This is a genomic window from Methylocystis sp. Se48, assembly GCF_056269425.1.
The window spans coordinates 1,383,894-1,401,078 of sequence record NZ_CM149850.1; the positions used below are offsets into that span (position 1 = coordinate 1,383,894).

The 17,185-nt window shown below is 65.6% G+C and carries 17 protein-coding genes; 7 read left to right on the forward strand and 10 right to left on the reverse strand.

Annotated elements, in window-relative coordinates:
• Window positions 1-158: 158 nt before the first annotated feature.
• The 6 genes from glyS to carB all read right to left on the reverse strand — a co-directional run bounded on the left by glyS (window position 159) and on the right by carB (window position 8,673).
• Window positions 159-2,336, reverse strand: a complete 2,178-nt coding sequence (gene glyS / locus ACV959_RS06770) for a glycine--tRNA ligase subunit beta (RefSeq protein ID WP_475739132.1) — start codon at window positions 2,334-2,336, stop codon at window positions 159-161.
• Between the two features lie 96 nt (window positions 2,337-2,432).
• On the reverse strand, window positions 2,433-2,672 hold the full coding sequence (locus tag ACV959_RS06775) for a CDGSH iron-sulfur domain-containing protein (protein ID WP_475739133.1): 240 nt from the start codon (window positions 2,670-2,672) through the stop codon (window positions 2,433-2,435).
• Between the two features lie 19 nt (window positions 2,673-2,691).
• Window positions 2,692-3,642 carry a thioredoxin-disulfide reductase gene (gene trxB, locus ACV959_RS06780; RefSeq protein WP_475739134.1) on the reverse strand — a complete coding sequence of 317 codons (951 nt, stop codon included), beginning with the start codon at window positions 3,640-3,642 and terminating at the stop codon, window positions 2,692-2,694.
• Between the two features lie 43 nt (window positions 3,643-3,685).
• On the reverse strand, window positions 3,686-4,678 hold the full coding sequence (locus ACV959_RS06785; RefSeq protein WP_475739135.1) for a mitochondrial fission ELM1 family protein: 993 nt from the start codon (window positions 4,676-4,678) through the stop codon (window positions 3,686-3,688).
• Window positions 4,671-5,144, reverse strand: coding sequence for a transcription elongation factor GreA (gene greA, locus ACV959_RS06790; protein WP_475739136.1), 474 nt, complete (start codon window positions 5,142-5,144; stop codon window positions 4,671-4,673). The genes ACV959_RS06785 and greA overlap by 8 nt, the downstream gene beginning before the upstream one ends.
• Window positions 5,145-5,337: 193 nt before the next feature.
• Window positions 5,338-8,673 (reverse strand): carbamoyl-phosphate synthase large subunit, encoded by a 3,336-nt coding sequence (carB, locus tag ACV959_RS06795; RefSeq protein ID WP_475739137.1) that lies wholly within the window; start codon window positions 8,671-8,673, stop codon window positions 5,338-5,340.
• Window positions 8,674-9,106: 433 nt separating this feature from the next.
• On the opposite strand from carB, the gene ACV959_RS06800 reads away from it, so the two are divergent.
• The 3 genes from ACV959_RS06800 (at window position 9,107) to ACV959_RS06810 (ending at window position 10,200) form a co-directional block, all read left to right on the forward strand.
• Window positions 9,107-9,436 carry a hypothetical protein gene (locus ACV959_RS06800; protein WP_475739138.1) on the forward strand — a complete coding sequence of 110 codons (330 nt, stop codon included), beginning with the start codon at window positions 9,107-9,109 and terminating at the stop codon, window positions 9,434-9,436.
• Window positions 9,437-9,521: 85 nt separating this feature from the next.
• Complete coding sequence (locus ACV959_RS06805; protein ID WP_475739139.1) at window positions 9,522-9,830, forward strand: c-type cytochrome; 309 nt, start codon at window positions 9,522-9,524, stop codon at window positions 9,828-9,830.
• Between the two features lies 1 nt (window position 9,831).
• Entirely contained in the window at window positions 9,832-10,200 is a 369-nt protein-coding gene (locus ACV959_RS06810; protein ID WP_475739140.1) for a GtrA family protein, read from the forward strand.
• A 3-nt stretch (window positions 10,201-10,203) separates the two neighbouring features.
• Here ACV959_RS06810 and hemF read toward each other — a convergent pair whose 3' ends face one another.
• A complete protein-coding gene (gene hemF, locus ACV959_RS06815) occupies window positions 10,204-11,115 on the reverse strand; it encodes an oxygen-dependent coproporphyrinogen oxidase (protein WP_475739141.1) in 912 nt (303 codons plus the stop codon).
• A gap of 71 nt (window positions 11,116-11,186) precedes the next feature.
• A complete protein-coding gene (locus ACV959_RS06820) occupies window positions 11,187-11,666 on the reverse strand; it encodes a tRNA (cytidine(34)-2'-O)-methyltransferase (protein ID WP_475739142.1) in 480 nt (159 codons plus the stop codon).
• A gap of 289 nt (window positions 11,667-11,955) precedes the next feature.
• Between ACV959_RS06820 and petA the strand changes: the two genes are divergently transcribed.
• The 3 genes from petA (at window position 11,956) to ACV959_RS06835 (ending at window position 14,675) form a co-directional block, all read left to right on the forward strand.
• Window positions 11,956-12,489, forward strand: a complete 534-nt coding sequence (gene petA, locus ACV959_RS06825) for a ubiquinol-cytochrome c reductase iron-sulfur subunit (protein ID WP_475739143.1) — start codon at window positions 11,956-11,958, stop codon at window positions 12,487-12,489.
• 61 nt (window positions 12,490-12,550) lie between these two features.
• Window positions 12,551-13,789, forward strand: a complete 1,239-nt coding sequence (locus ACV959_RS06830; RefSeq protein WP_475739144.1) for a cytochrome b — start codon at window positions 12,551-12,553, stop codon at window positions 13,787-13,789.
• A 34-nt stretch (window positions 13,790-13,823) separates the two neighbouring features.
• A complete protein-coding gene (locus ACV959_RS06835; RefSeq protein WP_475739145.1) occupies window positions 13,824-14,675 on the forward strand; it encodes a cytochrome c1 in 852 nt (283 codons plus the stop codon).
• On the opposite strand, the gene ACV959_RS06840 is transcribed toward ACV959_RS06835, so the two are convergent.
• Window positions 14,672-15,307, reverse strand: a complete 636-nt coding sequence (locus tag ACV959_RS06840; RefSeq protein ID WP_475739146.1) for a MarC family protein — start codon at window positions 15,305-15,307, stop codon at window positions 14,672-14,674. The two genes, ACV959_RS06835 and ACV959_RS06840, sit on opposite strands and share 4 nt — an antisense overlap.
• Before the next feature lie 31 nt (window positions 15,308-15,338).
• Window positions 15,339-15,695 (reverse strand): small metal-binding protein SmbP, encoded by a 357-nt coding sequence (smbP, locus tag ACV959_RS06845; protein WP_475739147.1) that lies wholly within the window; start codon window positions 15,693-15,695, stop codon window positions 15,339-15,341.
• Between the two features lie 179 nt (window positions 15,696-15,874).
• On the opposite strand from smbP, the gene ACV959_RS06850 reads away from it, so the two are divergent.
• The gene (locus tag ACV959_RS06850; RefSeq protein ID WP_475739148.1) at window positions 15,875-17,173 is read left to right on the forward strand and encodes a homoserine dehydrogenase; all 1,299 of its coding nucleotides are present in this window, start codon (window positions 15,875-15,877) and stop codon (window positions 17,171-17,173) included.
• Window positions 17,174-17,185: the final 12 nt, after the last annotated feature.

The following is a 17,185-nucleotide window of genomic DNA, read 5'->3' on the forward strand; positions in this document are numbered from 1 at the left end:
CGTCGAGACGCGCCTACGAGGCGCGTCCCGGGTTGCGTGCGGGGGATGCGCCTTTCAGGCTCCCCGCGGCACGGGAAACCTGGCGGGGCGGAGCCTGACTTCTTAATCTCGACAAGCCTGCGCTGCTTGCGCCTCGAAGGACGGGGAAATTCCGGCGCTCAAGCGCCCGCTTCGCCCGCGACCTTGCCAAAATCGGCGACGCCCATCATCACCCGGCGCAGCTCCGCGAGGAGGCGCAGCCGGTTGAGGCGCAGGTCGGCGTTGTCTGCGTTGACCGTCACCTTGTCGAAAAAGGCGTCGACCGGCTCGCGCAGTCTGGAGAGCGCGCGCATGGCCCCGGCGAAGTCTTCCTTCTCCAGCTTCTCGGCCGTCTCCTCCCGCGCGCGGGCGATCGCGGCGGCGAGTTTGTGCTCCTCCGGCTCGATGCGCAGATTGGGCGCGTGGCGGTGCGAATAGGCGTTCGGCCCATCCTTCTTCTCTTCCGCCTTGAGAATATTCACGGCCCGCTTGAAGCCGGCGAGCAGGTTCTTGCCGTCGTCCGTGGCGAGGAATTTGTCGAGCGCCTCGACTTTCTTCGTGATCATGAGCAGGTCGTCCTGTAACGGCGCGCCCGCGACGGTCTCCTCCTCGGAGTCGACGAACGCCACGGCGCCCAGCGCCGCATCGATAAGATCGTAGCGGGCGCCCTTGTCGCGCAAGTAGACTTTCAGGCGGTCGATGAAAAACTCGAGGAGATTCGCCGCGCTCGCGCCGACCATCTCGCCGCCGGCCTTTTTCAGCGCCTTGGAATGGAATGAAAAAGCGTTGTAGTGACGATCGGAGGCCGCAAGCAGCGGCAGCCGCAACTCATTCTCCAGCACAATCCGGATCACTCCCAACGCCGCCCTTCTCAGCGCATAGGGATCCTTGCTGCCGGTCGGCTTCTCGTCGATCGCCCAGAAGCCGACGAGCGTATCCAGCTTGTCCGCCAGCGCGACGGCGATGGACACGGGATCCTTCGGAACGTAATCGCCCTGGCCCTGCGGCTTGTAATGCTCGTAGCAGGCGTTCGCGACCGATGGGTCTTCGCCCTGCGCGGCCGCGTAATAGCTGCCCATCAGCCCCTGCAATTCGGGGAATTCGCCGACCATCTCCGTGACGAGATCGGCCTTGCAGAGCGTCGCCGCGCGTTCGGCCAGAAAAGCGTCGGCGCCCAAGATCGGCGCAAGCTCCTTCGCCAGCGCCGCAATGCGCTTCACGCGCCGGCCCTGCGTGCCGAGCTTTTCGTGGAAGACGATGTTGTCGAGTTTGGGCAGACGGTCCTCGAGCTTTGTCTTGAGATCCGTCTCGTAGAAGAATTTCGCGTCCGACAGCCGCGCGGCGATGACGCGCTCATTGCCGGCGACGATCGTCCGGCCGCCGTCCGTCGCCTCGATGTTCGAGACGAGAATGAAGCGGTTCGTGAGCTTGCCGGCCTTCTTCAGCACGAAGCATTTCTGGTTCACGCGGATCGTGGCGCGAATGACCTCCGGCGGAATGTCGAGAAAACTTTCGTCGAAGGCGCCCATCAGCGTCACGGGCCATTCGACGAGGCCCGCGACCTCCTCCAGAAGTCCCGCGTCTTCGACCAGCTCCAGCCCCTGCGCGAAGGCGAGATCCTTCGCGTCGTGGAGAATGATGTCGCGCCGGCGCTCAGGGTCGATCACGACCTTGGCCTTTTCGAGCGAAAGCGCATAATCCTCGAAGCGCTTCACGCGCATTTCGAAGGGCGCGAGGAACCGGTGGCCGAGCGTCACGTCTCCGGCTGCGACGCCGTCGACCTCGAATGGCACGACGTCCGGCGTCTCGGTCTCGGGGCCGAAGGTTGCGACGATGGAATGAAGCGGACGCACCCAGCGCAGACTGTCCGTGCGCTCGGAGGCCGCCCCCCAGCGCATGGACTTCGGCCACGGAAAACTCCGGACGATCTCCGGCAAGATTTCCGCGAGGAGTTGTATCGTTTCCGCGCCCGGACGCTCGATGACGGCGAGATAGAATTCGGCGCCTTTCTTGTCTTTCTCGATCCGCGCCTGATCGAGCGAGGCGAGGCCCGCGCTCTTGAGAAAGCCCTGTATCGCCGCCTCCGGCGCGCCGACGCGCGGGCCCTTGCGCTCCTCGCGCACGTCTGGCTGCCGGCCGGGAAGGCCCACGACCTGCAAGGCGAGCCGCCGCGGCGTGGCGTAGGCTGCGGCGCCCTCGTAGGTCACGCCGCGCTCGACGAGCGCATTGGTGACGAGCCTTTTCAGATCGTCGGCCGCCTGCCGCTGCATGCGCGCGGGGATTTCTTCGGAAAAGAGTTCGAGGAGAAGGTCGGGCATGTAGCTTTCGATCTTTCGTGCGCGCGGGCGGCGCGGTCGCTGCGCCCCGCCGCGGCAAGCGGCCTCCGGGGGAGGGCGAGGGCGTGGAGAAGTCCCTTACAGCTCCTTGTGCGTGCCGTCGCAGAGCGGTTCTTTCTTCGAGTGCTTGCAGCCGCAGAAAAAGGCCTTGCCCGTGGCTTCCGCCTTATAGGCGACGGGGTCGATTCCCGTGCCTTTGTGGGAGCCGTCGCAGAAGGGCTGCTTCGCGCTGCGGCCGCAGGCGCACCACCAATAGGTTTTGCCGGCCTCGACGTCGACCGGCATGGCTTTCTTCTGGAAGATGACGCGTTCAGTCATTGGGTTCTCCTCGGTCGAGTCAGGCGGCGGGCGCGTCCATCAGGAACTTTTCGACCTCCAGCGCGGCCATGCATCCAAGGCCGGCGGCCGTCACCGCCTGACGGTAGACTTCGTCCGCGACGTCGCCGGCGGCGAAGACGCCGGGGATATTCGTGCGCGTGGACCCCGGCTCGACCGCGATATAGCCGGAGGGCTTCAGCGTGAGCTGCCCCTTGAACAGCTCAGAGGCTGGGGCGTGGCCGATGGCGATGAAGACGCCTTCCGCGTCGAGCGTTCGCGTTTCTCCAGTCTTGACGTTTTTCACGCGCGCGCCAGAGACGGCCGGCGGCTCGCCGTCGCCCAGAATTTCGTCGATTACGTGATCGAACAAGATGGCGACGTTCTCGCGTTTGCGCAGCCGCTCCTGCAAGACGCGCTCGGAGCGCAGGGAATCGCGGCGATGCACCAGCGTAACATGCGCGGCGAGGTTGGAGAGATAGAGCGCTTCCTCCACGGCCGTATTGCCGCCGCCGACGACGATGACTTTCTTGCCGCGGAAGAAGAAGCCGTCGCAGGTCGCGCAGGCGGAGACGCCGAAGCCCTTGAATTTTTCCTCGCTCGGAATGCCGAGCCATTTGGCCTTGGCGCCCGTCGCGACGATGAGCGCGTCGCATGTGTAGGTCGCGCCGCTGTCGCCCGCGAGCGTGAAGGGCCGCTCGTCGAGCTTTGCGGCGACGATGTGGTCCGAAACGAGCTTCGTTCCGACATGCTCCGCTTGAAGCCGCATCTGCTCCATGAGCCACGGCCCCTGGATGGGCTCCGCGAAGCCAGGATAATTCTCGACGTCGGTCGTGATCATGAGCTGGCCGCCCTGGTCGAATCCGGCGATGAGCGTCGGCGCCAGCATGGCGCGCGCGGCGTAGATCGCCGCCGTATAGCCGGCCGGCCCGGAGCCGATGATGATCACGCGGGAGTGCTGCGGGGCGGACATGGCGAACTCGCTTCCGGTCTCGAAGGAGCCCGCAATCTAGCGATTATCCGCTGCGCCGCAAGGCTCGGAAACCGGCGTAGGCCTGCGCGATTTTTCCCGCGATCGCCGGCGTCGAATTGATGGGCGCGTAGGTCCAGTCGTCGAAACGGCAGGGCCAGAGTCTGATGGCGCCCGCGCGCTCCAGCGCCGTTAAATAAGTCGTGAGCTTTCGCCGCGTCACATAGGGCTCGATCACATGCACCGGGACGCCGGTCGCGACGGCCTCTCCCACCATATTGACGCTGTCGCCGGTGACGACGATGCGGTCGGCGTTGGCGAGCATCGAGAAATAGGGGTTCTCTCCCGCCCCGTCCCAGAACCAGCCGCCCGGCCCGGCGAGCGCCTCCCGCAGCTTGGCGCGGGTCTCCGCCGAGGTGCGGCGCGATGGCGTCGCCATCACGCTTGCCCCGGCGGCGATCAACACTGTCGCGATGTAATCGAGATCCTGCACGACGCCGCTCGCGTCGCCGATCAGCATGGCGATGCGGGGAGAGGGCAGGGCGGCGACGCGCGGATCGGGCGCGGCGCGGGCGGCGGCGAGGCGCGCCGGCGTAATCCGGTTCGGGGGCGTGAGCGGCGTCACGACATTGGGGCCGGAAAAGCCGTCGTGCCGGGGCGCGACGATGAGATCGGCTGTGCCGAGGCCGGCGCCGGGGCGGTTCACATAGACCGTGAACGTACGTCCGCCCGAATCGCCTTTCAGCCGCCGCAGCGCTGGGATGGTCCGCCTGCCGGCCGCGATGGCGATGTCCGGGTAGGGGGGCGAGAAGGCGTCGGCGTCGCGGGGATCGACCGGGCCAAGAGGCGCGAGCAGCCCGTAGAGCCCGCGCGGCGCGACGCGACGGATGGCCGGGGAGAGGCCCAGCGCTTCGGCGATCCCGAACGTCTGCGCCTCATGCCCGGCGCGCCCGTCGGAGAGAATGCGGAGGGTCGTTCCGGCCGGCAGAGCGAACTCTCTCTCCCCGCGAGCGGGGAGAGAGCGAAAGGCGTCACACAAACGCGACCTTCAAAATCTCGTAACTCTTGCCGCCGCCGGGGGTCTTCACCTCCACTGTGTCGCCGACCTTCTTGCCGATCAGCGCGCGGGCGATGGGGCTCGAGATGGAGACGCGGCCGTTCTTCACGTCGGCTTCGGTCTCGCCGACGATCTGATAGCGTTTCTCCTCCTCCGTGTCCTCGTCGACGACCGTCACGGTCGCGCCGAATTTGATCGTCGAGCCGGAGAGCTTCGAGACGTCGATCACTTCGGCGCGGGAAAGCTTGTCCTCGAGTTCGGCGATGCGCCCCTCGTTGAGCGACTGCGCCTCCTTCGCCGCGTGATATTCAGCGTTCTCCGAAAGATCGCCATGCGCGCGCGCCTCGGCGATCTGCTGAATGATGCGGGGGCGGTCTTCCTGCTGCCTGCGGCGCAATTCCTCTGCGAGCGCGGCGTAGCCGGGGGCTGTCATGGGCACCTTGTCCATAGTCTCGCTCTTCGCCTTTCCGATCAACTTGTCCGGGACATATCCGTCTCCCCCGCGAAGCGGAGGCGCGGGCGCGGGATTCCCCGATTCGCATGTCCGATGTCTTGCCGCGCGAGCGGCGCCGAGGTCAGCCCCCGGGGCGCCGCGGCGCCCGGCGGGCGCGTCACGGCGCGCCCTTCGATTTCCCTGGTCTTCAGACGGCTGTGGGCCGGAAATAATCCTGCAACGCCCGCGCCTCGAGATCTCCCGACACATAAGCCCGCACGCCCTGCGCCGCCGCGATGGCGCCGGCCAGAGTCGTATAATAGGGAACCTTATGCAGAAGCGCCGCGCGGCGCAAGGAACGGGAGTCGGCGAGCGCCTGCGCGCCTTCCGTCGTGTTGAAGACGAGCTGGATCGCGCCGTTCTTGATGGCGTCGACGATATGCGGTCGGCCTTCCGACACCTTGTTGATTTTCTGTGCGGAAATCCCCTGCTCCTGAAGGAAGCGCGCCGTGCCGCCTGTCGCGACGACGCTGAAGCCGATCTCCTTCAGCAGCCGGATCGCCGGAACGATGCGCGCCTTGTCGGCGTCGCGTACGGAAACGAACACCACGCCTTCGCGCGGCGCATTTGTGCCGCCGCCGAGCTGGCTCTTGACGAAAGCGGCGTCGAAGGACGTGTCGAGGCCGATGACTTCGCCGGTCGAGCGCATCTCCGGGCCGAGCACCGTGTCGACGCCCGGGAAGCGGGCGAAGGGGAAGACGGCCTCCTTCACGCCGATGTGGTTCGGCCGCGCCGTCGGCAGTTCGAAGCCGGAGAGCTTCTCGCCCGCCATCACCCGCGCGGCGATCTTGGCGAAGGGCGCGCCGACGACCTTGGCGACGAACGGCACCGTGCGCGAGGCGCGCGGGTTTACTTCGAGGACGTATATTTCGCCGTCCTTGAGCGCGAACTGCACGTTCATCAGGCCGACGACGCCGAGCGCCATGGCGAGGCTCTTGGTCTGCTTCTCAAGTTCCGCGATCACTTCGGGCGCGAGCGAGCGCGGGGGAAGCGAGCAGGCGGAGTCGCCGGAGTGAATGCCCGCCTCCTCGATATGCTCCATCACGCCCGCGATGGCGGCCGTCTGGCCGTCGGCGACGCAATCGACGTCCACCTCGATCGCGTCGGTCAGATAGCGGTCGAAGAGCAGCGGGTTCTTGCCGAGCACCATATTGATCTGCCCGGTCTTGTCGTTGGGGTAGCGCGCCTTGACCTCGGACGGCACCAAGCTCGGGAGCGTGCCGAGCAGATAATCGTCGAGATCGTTGTTGTCGCGGATGATCGCCATGGCGCGGCCGCCGAGCACATAGGACGGACGCACGACGAGCGGCAGGCCGAGTTCGCCCGCGACGATGCGCGACTGCTCGACCGAATAGGCGATGCCGTTCTTGGGCTGCTTGAGGCCAAGCTTGTCGAGGAGCCGCTTGAAGCGGTCGCGGTCCTCCGCGAGGTCGATCGAATCGACGGGCGTGCCGAGGATCGGCGCCCCCGTCGCGGCGAGGCCGTGAGCGAGCTTCAGCGGGGTCTGGCCGCCGTATTGGACGATGACGCCGACGAGCGTTCCGCGCGATCTCTCGACCTCGAGGATTTCGCCGACGTCTTCATTCGTCAGCGGCTCGAAATAGAGGCGGTCCGACGTGTCGTAGTCCGTCGAGACCGTTTCGGGATTGCAGTTGATCATGATGGTTTCGTAACCGGCGTCGGCCAGCGCGAAACAGGCGTGACAACAGCAGTAATCGAATTCGATGCCCTGGCCGATGCGGTTCGGTCCGCCGCCGAGAATGACGACCTTCCGGCGCGCCGAAGGGTTCGCTTCATTCGCGGGAACGCCCGCGAAGGGCGTTTCGTAAGTCGAGTACATATACGCCGTGGGCGAGGCGAATTCAGCCGCGCAGGTGTCGATGCGCTTGTAGACCGGGCGCACGCCGAGCACATGCCGCGTCGCGCGAACGTCCTTCTCCTTGAGGCCCGCGAGCGTCGCGAGGCGCAGGTCGGAGAAGCCTGCGAATTTCAGCTTGCGGAGATTTTCGGCGTCCTTCGGCAGGCCGAATGTCTTCACCTTCCGTTCGAGCGCGACGATCTCCGCGATGCGATCGATGAACCATGGGTCGATCTTGCTCGCCTCATGGATTTCCTGCACGCTCATGCCAAGCCGCAGCGCCTGGCCGACGACGAGCAGGCGATCCGGCGTCGGCGTGCCGAGCGCGCCGCGCAACACGTTCATGTCGTCGCCCTTGCCGAGCCCGTCGATTTCGATGTCGTCGAGGCCGGACAGTCCTGTCTCAAGCGAGCGGAGAGCCTTTTGCAGCGACTCGGCGAAGTTGCGGCCGATGGCCATGACTTCGCCAACGGACTTCATGGCGGTCGTGAGCGTCGGCTCGGCGCCGGGGAATTTCTCGAAGGCGAAGCGCGGAATCTTGGTGACGATATAGTCAATCGTCGGCTCGAAGGAGGCGGGCGTCGCGCCGCCGGTGATGTCATTCGCGATTTCGTCGAGCGTGTAGCCGACCGCGAGGCGCGCGGCGACCTTGGCGATGGGAAAGCCCGTCGCCTTCGAGGCGAGCGCCGAAGAGCGCGAGACGCGCGGATTCATTTCGATGACGATCATGCGGCCGTTCGCAGGGTTAACTGCGAACTGCACGTTGGAGCCCCCCGTCTCAACGCCGATCTCGCGCAGAACGGCGATCGAGGCGTCGCGCATGATCTGATATTCTTTGTCCGTCAGCGTGAGGGCGGGGGCGACGGTGATGCTGTCGCCAGTATGCACGCCCATGGGATCGATGTTCTCGATGGAGCAGACGATGATGCAGTTGTCCGCCTTGTCGCGGACAACCTCCATCTCGTACTCCTTCCAGCCGAGCACGCTTTCCTCGATCAGCACTTCGCTCGTCGGCGAGGCGTCGATGCCCCGCTCGACGATCTCGATGAACTCCGCCTTGTTGTAGGCGATGCCGCCGCCCGTGCCGCCGAGCGTGAAGGAGGGGCGGATGATGGCGGGGAGCCCGATGTCGTCCAGCGCGTCCAGCGCCGCCGTCAGCGTCTTGACGTGGTGGGAGCGCGGCGTGTCGAGGCCGATCTTGGTCATGGCCTCGCGGAAAAGCTCGCGGTCCTCGGCCTTGTCGATGGCGTGCGCCGCCGCGCCGATCAGTTCGACGTCGAACTTCTTGAGCACGCCCATCTTCTCGAGGGAGAGGGCGCAGTTCAGCGCCGTCTGGCCGCCCATGGTGGGCAGCAGCGCGAAGCCGCCGGGAACGGCGTAGCGCTCCTTCTCAATGATCTTGGCGACGAATTCCGGGGTGATCGGCTCGACATAGGTTCGGTGCGCCAGATCCGGATCTGTCATGATCGTCGCCGGATTGGAGTTCACCAGAACGATCCGGTAGCCCTCCGCCTTGAGCGCCTTGCAGGCCTGTGTTCCGGAATAGTCGAACTCGCAGGCCTGGCCGATGACGATGGGGCCGGCGCCGATGATCAGGATGGTCGAGATGTCGGTTCTTTTCGGCATAGGCGTCCTTCGGACGCCCGCCCCGCGAGGGACGGGCTATGTCGCTTTTCGTTTGCGCCCGGGGAGGGCAGGGGCGCGCGCGCATAAAAAAAGGCCGCGTTCCCAGCCTTTTGGACCGGCACGCGTCCCGGAGCGCCCGTCTTGCGGGCAAGCGAGCGGGGCGCGCCCGGCTCGAAAGTCGAGGACTGTCTAGACGAGATTGACGCCAGTGTGAAGGGCTCCGCAAAGCTCTCATCAACACATCCGCCGATTTTGGTTGCGGAAAGGGGCGGACGGGACAATTTTCCCGCGCCAATCGCCAATGTGCGCCGGGGAGGCGTCATGGCCCCGATCTATCGTCACACCCAGCCGGGAACGCTGCTGTTCCTGACCGCGATTCCGGGGGTCGCCGCGCTGCTTCTGGGGGCGCTCGCGGTTTCCCGGGCCGCTCGCCTTGCCGCTGGTCGCGTCGGCGGTGGTTTTCGGCGGCGCGTCCTATGCCTTTTCATCGCTCACCGTCGAGGCGACGCCGACCGAGGTGAAATGGTTTTTCGGCCCCGGCTTCTGGCGCAAGACCCTTTCGCGGGCCGAGATCGCGACCGCCGCTCCGGTCGAAAACAAATGGTGGTGGGGCTGGGGCATTCATCTCACCCCGCGCGGCTGGCTTTACAATATCGGCGGCCTCGCGGCGGTGGAAATCGCCCTGAAGGACGGCAGGACAACCCTGCGAATCGGCTCCGACGAGGCGGCGGCGCTTGCGAGGGCGCTCGCGACGGGCCATTAGAAGGCGGGGCGCAAACGTAGACGGCTCCTGCGAGCGGCAAATGCGCCAGGCGGCGGGGCGTCGCGCTGTCTTCCCGGAGTCTGCCATGAGGGCGATCGCCCATGTCTTTCTTGTTTCAATCGCCGTCGCAGCGGGGTCGGCCGCCTCGGCCGGAGAGAAGCCCTCTCTCGGCGACGTCATCGTTCAATGCGCCGCCTGCCACGGCGCGGACGGGATCGCCAAAAGCGCCGACGTGCCGCATCTTGCGGGCCAGCAGGAGTTGTATCTCCTCAACCAGATCAAGGCGTTCCGCTCCGGCAGGCGGCCGCACAAGGAGATGCGTTTCATGAGCCGCCTGCTCACGGAAGCGGAGATGGCGGCGATCGCCCGGCATTACGCCAGCATGCCGCGCTGAGATGGTCCGCCAGCTCGCGACCTACGCTTCGGTCGGCGCCGTGGCTACGATCGCGCATTACGCCATCCTGATCGCGCTGGTGGAGGCCGGCGGCTGGCGCGCCGTGCCGGCGACGCTCTGCGGCTATGTCGCGGGAGGCGTTGTCGCCTATATCTTGAACCGCCGCCACACTTTCGGGAGCGACCGCCCCCACCATGAGGCCGGCTGGCGCTTCGCTCTTGTCGCCTTCGCCGGCTTCTGCGTGACCTATCTGCTGATGAGCCTCTTTGTGGACCGGTGGGGCGCGCCCTATCTGCCGGCGCAGGTCGCAACGACGGCGCTCGCGATGTTCGTCACCTTCGGGCTGAACCGAGCGTGGACGTTTGGCTGAGCGTCACGGCCATTTTACCATCGGCGGCATGGAGGAGAGAATCGAATCCACATTGCCGCCGGTCTTCAGCCCGAAGATCGTGCCGCGGTCATATAGCAGGTTGTATTCGACGTAGCGGCCGCGGCGCACGAGTTGCTCCTCGCGCTGCCCGGTCGTCCAGCTTTTCGTGAAGTTCCGCCGCACGAGGACCGGGTAGATCGCCAGAAAACTCTCGCCGACGTCGCGGGTGAAGGCGAAATCCTCGTCCCAGCCGCTGTTCGCCGCATCGCCGGCGCTGTTGAAGTAGTCGTAGAAAATGCCGCCGATCCCGCGCGGCTCCTTGCGGTGCGGGAGATAGAAATACTCGTCGCACCATTTCTTGAAGCGGTCGTAGTCGGCGACCGGGTGCCGCTCGCACGCGCCGCGCATGGCCGCGTGGAAGGCGATCGCGTCGGGATCGTCCTGCGTGCGCCGCGCGTCGAGGACGGGGGTGAGGTCCGCGCCGCCGCCGAACCACGCCTTAGTGGTCACCACGAATCGCGTGTTCATGTGCACCGCCGGCACGTTCGGGTTCCAGGGATGCGCGATGAGCGAGATGCCGGTGGCGAAGAAGCGCGGGTCTTCCGCCGCGCCGGGGATTTGTTTCGCGAATTCCGGCTGGAACGTTCCGAAGACGGTCGAGCAATGGACGCCCGCCTTCTCGAAGACGCGGCCATGGATCATGCCCATGCGCCCGCCGCCGCCCGGCGCGCCGTCGTGATTCTGCCGCTCCCAGCGGGTCATCTCGAACCGGCCGGGCGCGCTTGTTTCGGCGAAGGGGCCGGCCGCCTCGTTCTCGAGCGCCTCGAAGGCGGCGCAAATGCGCAATTGCAGAGATTCGAACCAATCCTGCGCTTGCTTCTTCCGGGCTTCGAGCTGATCCGGCGCGGCGTTCATGTGCGTCTCCCTTTCCGAGCGCTCCATTCACGCCGCGAGCCGCGCCTTGTCAAATCCCGTCGGCCGCGCCGTCACGCGCCCGCCGCGTCGAAGGCGCCGGTCTGTCGCAGGGCTTCGCTCATTACGATCGCCGCCGCGACGGCGACGTTCAGGGATCGAGCGCCGGGACGCATGGGGATTTTCACGGCGACGTCGGCGGCGGCGAAGACCTCGTCCGGGACGCCCGACGATTCCCGACCGACCATCAGAATGTCGCCCGAACGGTAGTCGCAGGCGGCGTAGCAAAGGGCGGCGCGCGTCGAAAGAAGAACGAGCCGCCGTTCGACGCCCTGCGCCGCCCGCCACAGCTCGAAGGCGTTGAAAGACGCGTGACGCGCGATTCTCACCTGATCGAGATAGTCCATGCCCGCGCGGCGGAAGGCGCTGTCGGTGACGGGAAATCCCGCCGGCCCGATGATCGCCGCCTCTGCGCCGAAACAGGCGCAGGCGCGCAGCATCGTTCCGGCGTTCTGCGGAATATCGGGCTGATACAGGGCGAGCGTGAACGGCATTGTGGACGTCAATCCCTCTAGACTTCAAAGGTTTGCGGCAAATCGCCGCGATTGTGCGGCGCGGCTGAAAACCCGTGCGAATCGGCGAAGATTCGGGGCTGCGCCTTGTGGACATGTCGCCCAAATGGCGCCACATAGACCGCGCGAACCCGGGCGTTTCGATCGTTCGTCGCGTCCGGCCGCGTCGCAGACTGGCGCAAGGCGCGAAAAAATGGAACGATTGCCGCGGGTGGAGCTTGCGCTCGAGGGTCTGGCGCTCTCCACATGAGGCGATTGAAAGAGGTCAGGCGTGAGCACCAAAGACGTCACAGAAAATTCGCCGGCTGAGTCGAGCCGTCGAGACATCCTCTACATCGCAACCGGGGCGGCCGCGACAGTCGCGGCGGGCGGCATGGTCTGGCCGCTGATTTCCCAGATGAACCCCGACGCCTCCACCCTCGCGCTCGCCTCCACCGAGGTAGACCTTTCCTCGATCCCCCTCGGGCAGATCGTGACGGTCAAATGGCGCGGCAAACCCGTTTTCGTTCGCCACCGCACCCCCGAAGAGATCAAGGCCGCAGAGAACACGCCGCTGGCCGATCTCCCGGACCCCGAAGCCGACTCGAAGCGCGTCCAGAAGCCGGAATGGCTCGTGGTGATCGGAGTCTGCACCCATCTCGGCTGCATCCCCACCGGCAAGGCGGGCCAATACGACGGCTGGTTCTGCCCCTGCCATGGCTCGACCTACGACGTTTCGGGCCGCATCCGCAGCGGTCCGGCTCCGTCCAATCTGGAAGTGCCGAGCTACACATTCATCAACGATAAAAAGATCAAGATCGGATAGGCCGCCTGCCTGTCCGCATTCCCGCGCTTCCCGTCGCCATCGACGCATTCGAGAAAGTTCCATGAGCGGACATTCCCAATACACGCCCAAAAGCGGCTTCGCCCGTTGGCTGGAGCGCCGGCTGCCGATCATCAGTTTCGTCTACGATTCCTTCGTCGCCTATCCGACGCCGAAAAACCTCAACTATATGTGGACATTCGGCGCCATCCTGTCCTTCATGCTGGTGGCGCAGATCGTCACGGGCATCGTGCTGGCGATGCACTACACGCCGGAAACGACGCTGGCGTTCGACTCGGTCGAGAAAATCATGCGCGACGTGAACTGGGGCTGGGCGCTGCGTTACGCGCACGCCAACGGCGCCTCCATGTTCTTTCTCGCCGTCTATATCCACATCTTCCGCGGCATGTATTACGGCTCCTACAAGGAGCCGCGCGAGGTGCTGTGGATCCTCGGCGTCGTGATCTTTATGGTCATGATGGCCACCGGCTTCCTTGGCTACGTTTTGCCCTGGGGTCAGATGTCCTTCTGGGCGGCGACGGTCATCACCAATCTGTTCTCGGCCATCCCGGTCGTCGGCACGTCGATCACCACCTGGCTGCTCGGCGGCTATTCGGTCGACAATCCGACGCTGAACCGCTTCTTCGCCTTGCATTACCTTCTGCCCTTCATCATCGCCGCCATCGTCGGCCTTCATGTTTGGGCGCTTCACGTGACCGGCCAGAACAATCCAGCCGGCGTCGAGGTGAAGGACGTCGAGAAGGAAACCGTCCCTTTCACGCCCTATGCCACGATGAAGGACGGCTTCGCCATCGGCGCGTTCCTCGTGCTCTACGCCTGGATGATGTTCTTCGTGCCGAACTACCTCGGTCATCCGGACAATTACATCGAGGCCAATCCGCTGGTGACGCCGCCGCACATCGTGCCGGAATGGTATTTCCTGCCTTTCTACGCGATCCTGCGCGCAATCCCGAACAAGCTTCTGGGCGTCATTGCGCTGTTCCTGTCGATCCTGATCACGGCCGCGCTCCCCTGGCTCGACACGTCGAAGGTGAAGTCGGCGCGGTATCGGCCTTTGTTCCGAAAATTCTACTGGGTCTTCGTCGCAGTTTGCATCGGACTCGGCTATCTGGGCGCGCAGCCCGCCGAGGGCGTCTATCTGTGGTTGGCGAGACTGGCTTCCTTATACTACTTCCTGCATTTCCTCGTGATCCTGCCGTGGCTCGGCAAGCATGAGAAACCCGAACCGGTGCCCGAGTCGATCGAAGCCGCCGTTGCGACGGGGAGCGCGTCCCATGCGTAATGTGCGACAGATGTTTGGCCAACAGGACTCTTCGATGAAGCGCCGTCTCCTCCTTTCATTCTTTTCCGGCGCGGCGCTTCTGGTGTTGTCCGCCGTGGCGCCGACGTTCGCCTCGTCGGGGCACAATGACCGTAAGCCCGAAGTTCATACATGGAGTTTCGCGGGCGCGTTCGGAACCTACGACAAGGCGCAGCTGCGCCGCGGTTTCAAGGTTTACAAGGAGGTCTGCTCGACCTGTCATTCGATCAGGATGCTCGCCTTCCGCAATCTCAGCCAGCCGGGAGGGCCGGAGTTCTCCGAGAAGGAGGTCGCCGAACTCGCGGCGAGCTACAAGGTCAAGGACGGCCCGAACGACGCCGGCGAATATTTCGACCGGCCGGCCCGGCCGAGCGACCGCTTCCCGCCGCCCTTCGCGAACGAACAGGCCGCGCGCGCGGCGATGTCCGGCGCCTATCCGCCCGACATGTCAGTGCTCGCCAAGGCGCGTGGCTATGGCCGCGGATTCCCGACCTTCCTTCTCGACGCGTTGCCGGGGCTTTCCTATCAGGAGCACGGCGCCGATTACATCGCGTCGCTTCTGAAGGGCTACGTGGAGCCGCCACATGACATGAAGATGCCGGACGGGCAGTATTACAATCCGTATATGCCGGGCTCGCATCTCAGCATGCCGCCGCCCCTCTCGGATGGCGCCGTCACCTATGACGACGGCGCGCCGCAAACGGTCGATCAATATGCGCGCGACGTCACCGCCTTCCTGATGTGGGTGGCGGAGCCGCATCTCGAGGCGCGCAAGCGCATCGGGCTTGGGGTCGTGTCGTTCCTGATCGTCTTCGCCGGACTGCTCTATTTCACCAAGCGCAAGATCTGGTCGGACGTCTCGCACTAGCCAAAGAGCAGGCTTCGCGCGCCGTCCACGACATATTGGACGGCGAGCGACGCCAGCAGGACGCCCAGAAGTTTTTCGATCACGGTATTGGCGGCGCCGCCCAACATCCGCTCGATGCGCGCAGCGAGAACGCAGGCGACCCAGCAAATCGCGATGACGACGGCGATGGCGCCGATTAGCCCGGCGAGCCGGACAGGGTCGTTTCGCGCCTGACCTGAGAGCAGCAAAGTCGCGGTAATCGCTCCTGGACCCGCCATCAGGGGAATCGCCAACGGGAAGGCGGCGACGTTGCGCCCATTCTCCACGACTGCCTGGACCGTCGCCGCCGAGTCCCGGCTCACCCGGACGCCAAGCGCCATTTCTGACGCGATTGAGAACAGCAGAAGGCCCCCAGCGATATGGAAAGCGGGCAGGGAGATGCTCATCGCCCGCAGCAACTGCTCGCCGCCGAGCGCGGCCCCCGTCAGAATCAGAAAGGCGTAGACGCACGCGCGCGCGGCGATGCGCCGGCGCGCGCGCTCCGGGTAGCCGGCCGTCGAGGCGAGAAAGAGCGGCGCGAGGCCCGCCGGTTCGACAACGACGAGGAGAGTCACGAACGCCGCCGCGAGATCGTTGAAACTTATTTGCGCCATGCGTTCTCCCCGCGTGGGGCGCGAGAGGGCGCTACCTGACCTTCTTCATCTCGGCGAGCGCGTCGATCGAATGTTTCACGGCGCCGGCGGCGTCGCCGAAACGCGCGCGCGCCTCGGCTTTTTTGAGGAGGCCGATGGCGCGGTGGATGATCTTGTTCGCCGTGCGGTCGGCCTCGACCGCCTTTTCGTGCAGCGCTTCGCGGGCATGGCCGAGCGCGCTGCGCAAATGGACGACGATCTCCTTGGCGTCGTTCCGCACGTCGTCGGAAATCGCCTCCTCCGTATGCTCGATCGCGGCCGCGAGATGGGCGCCGATCCCGGCCTGCGCCGCGGCGGGCGCAAAAAGGAGAGCGAAGCCGACGAGCGCGGCGGCGGTCAATTTTTTCATGTGGACTCACTCCCTCTGGCCGACGGTCGCGCGCCGGCGGCGACCTCAACACTCTGGCGCGCGCATGCGGCCGGGGCAAGCCCCGCGGCCTTCCTTGATCCCCTCTGAGAAATCGTGCACAAGGCCCTTTAAAGCCGGCGGTCGCGCCGGTTCCAGCTTTACTTCCTGGAAAGGTCGAAATGTCGGAGATTTTGCGCGTTGGCATCGCGGGGCTCGGCACGGTCGGCGCGGCGGTGGCGCGGCTTCTCCATCGGCAGGCGACGGCGCTCACCGCGCGCACGGGCCGACGCATCGTCGTCGCGGGCGTTTCGGCGCGCGACGCCGCCAAGAAACGGGAGGCGGACTTTTCGGGCGCCGAATTTTTCGCTGATCCTGTGAAACTCGCAGCGTCCGAGGCGATCGACCTCTTCGTCGAGCTGATCGGCGGCTCGGAGGGCCCGGCCCGCGCCAGCGTAGAGACGGCGCTCGCCCATGGCAAACCGGTCGTCACCGCCAATAAGGCGTTGCTGGCCGCGCACGGCCTGCACCTGACGCAACTCGCCGAGGAAAAGCGCGTGGCGCTTTCCTTCGAGGCTTCCGTCGCGGGCGGCATCCCGATCGTGAAGACGCTGCGCGAGGGCCTCGCGGGCAATTCCATCGAGCGCGTCTATGGGATTCTGAACGGCACCTGCAATTACATCCTGACCCGCATGGAGCGGGAGCGGCTTTCTTTCGAGGAGTGTCTGAAGGAGGCGCAGCGGCTCGGCTATGCGGAGGCCGATCCGACCTTCGACATCGGCGGCTATGATACGGCCCACAAGCTGGCGATTCTCACCTCGCTTGCCTTTGGCGCGCGGATTTCGGCGGAGTCGATCGACATCGAGGGCATCGAGCGCGTGACGCTCGCGGACATCGAGGCCGCCGAGGAACTCGGGTTCCGTATCAAGCTGCTGGGCGTCGCCCAGCGCACGTCGGACGGAATCGAACAGCGGGTCCATCCGACCATGGTCAGCAAGAACTCGGCCATCGCGCAGGTGATGGGCGTGCTCAACGCCGTCACCATCGACGCTGACGCCGTTCACGAACTCACCCTCGTCGGCCCCGGGGCCGGCGGCGACGCGACGGCCTCGGCCGTCGTCGCCGACATCGCCGACATCGCCAAGGGCGTGCGCTCGGCGCCGTTCGGTCTGCCATCGGCGCAGCTTACCGAGCTGAAGCGCACGCCGATGCGTCGGCACGAAGGCGGCTATTACATCCGCATGTCGGTGCGCGACGTGGCGGGCGCTTTCGCCAAGATCGCCACGCGCATGGCCGAGCGTCAGATTTCGCTCGAGAGCATCATGCAGCGCGGACGGCGCGGCGCTCCCGGGGACTGCGTGGACGTCATCCTCATCACTCATGCGACCAGCGAGCATCTCGTGCGCGAGGCGCTCGAACTCATCTTCCAGGACGGCACGATCGTGTCGCGCGCGCAGGTGATCCGCATCGAGCGCGAATAGGCGCGGGAAAGC

Coding starts and splice junctions, on each gene's coding strand:
- smbP (WP_475739147.1), bottom strand. CDS start 15,695: ATGAAAAAATTGACCGCCGCCGCGCTCGTCGGCTTCGCTCTCCTTTTT.
- hemF (WP_475739141.1), bottom strand. CDS start 11,115: ATGAACGCCGCGCCGGATCAGCTCGAAGCCCGGAAGAAGCAAGCGCAG.
- greA (WP_475739136.1), bottom strand. CDS start 5,144: ATGGACAAGGTGCCCATGACAGCCCCCGGCTACGCCGCGCTCGCAGAG.
- glyS (WP_475739132.1), bottom strand. CDS start 2,336: ATGCCCGACCTTCTCCTCGAACTCTTTTCCGAAGAAATCCCCGCGCGC.
- ACV959_RS06810 (WP_475739140.1), top strand. CDS start 9,832: ATGGTCCGCCAGCTCGCGACCTACGCTTCGGTCGGCGCCGTGGCTACG.
- ACV959_RS06835 (WP_475739145.1), top strand. CDS start 13,824: ATGAAGCGCCGTCTCCTCCTTTCATTCTTTTCCGGCGCGGCGCTTCTG.
- ACV959_RS06805 (WP_475739139.1), top strand. CDS start 9,522: ATGAGGGCGATCGCCCATGTCTTTCTTGTTTCAATCGCCGTCGCAGCG.
- carB (WP_475739137.1), bottom strand. CDS start 8,673: ATGCCGAAAAGAACCGACATCTCGACCATCCTGATCATCGGCGCCGGC.
- ACV959_RS06850 (WP_475739148.1), top strand. CDS start 15,875: ATGTCGGAGATTTTGCGCGTTGGCATCGCGGGGCTCGGCACGGTCGGC.
- ACV959_RS06820 (WP_475739142.1), bottom strand. CDS start 11,666: ATGCCGTTCACGCTCGCCCTGTATCAGCCCGATATTCCGCAGAACGCC.
- ACV959_RS06830 (WP_475739144.1), top strand. CDS start 12,551: ATGAGCGGACATTCCCAATACACGCCCAAAAGCGGCTTCGCCCGTTGG.
- ACV959_RS06840 (WP_475739146.1), bottom strand. CDS start 15,307: ATGGCGCAAATAAGTTTCAACGATCTCGCGGCGGCGTTCGTGACTCTC.
- ACV959_RS06775 (WP_475739133.1), bottom strand. CDS start 2,672: ATGACTGAACGCGTCATCTTCCAGAAGAAAGCCATGCCGGTCGACGTC.
- trxB (WP_475739134.1), bottom strand. CDS start 3,642: ATGTCCGCCCCGCAGCACTCCCGCGTGATCATCATCGGCTCCGGGCCG.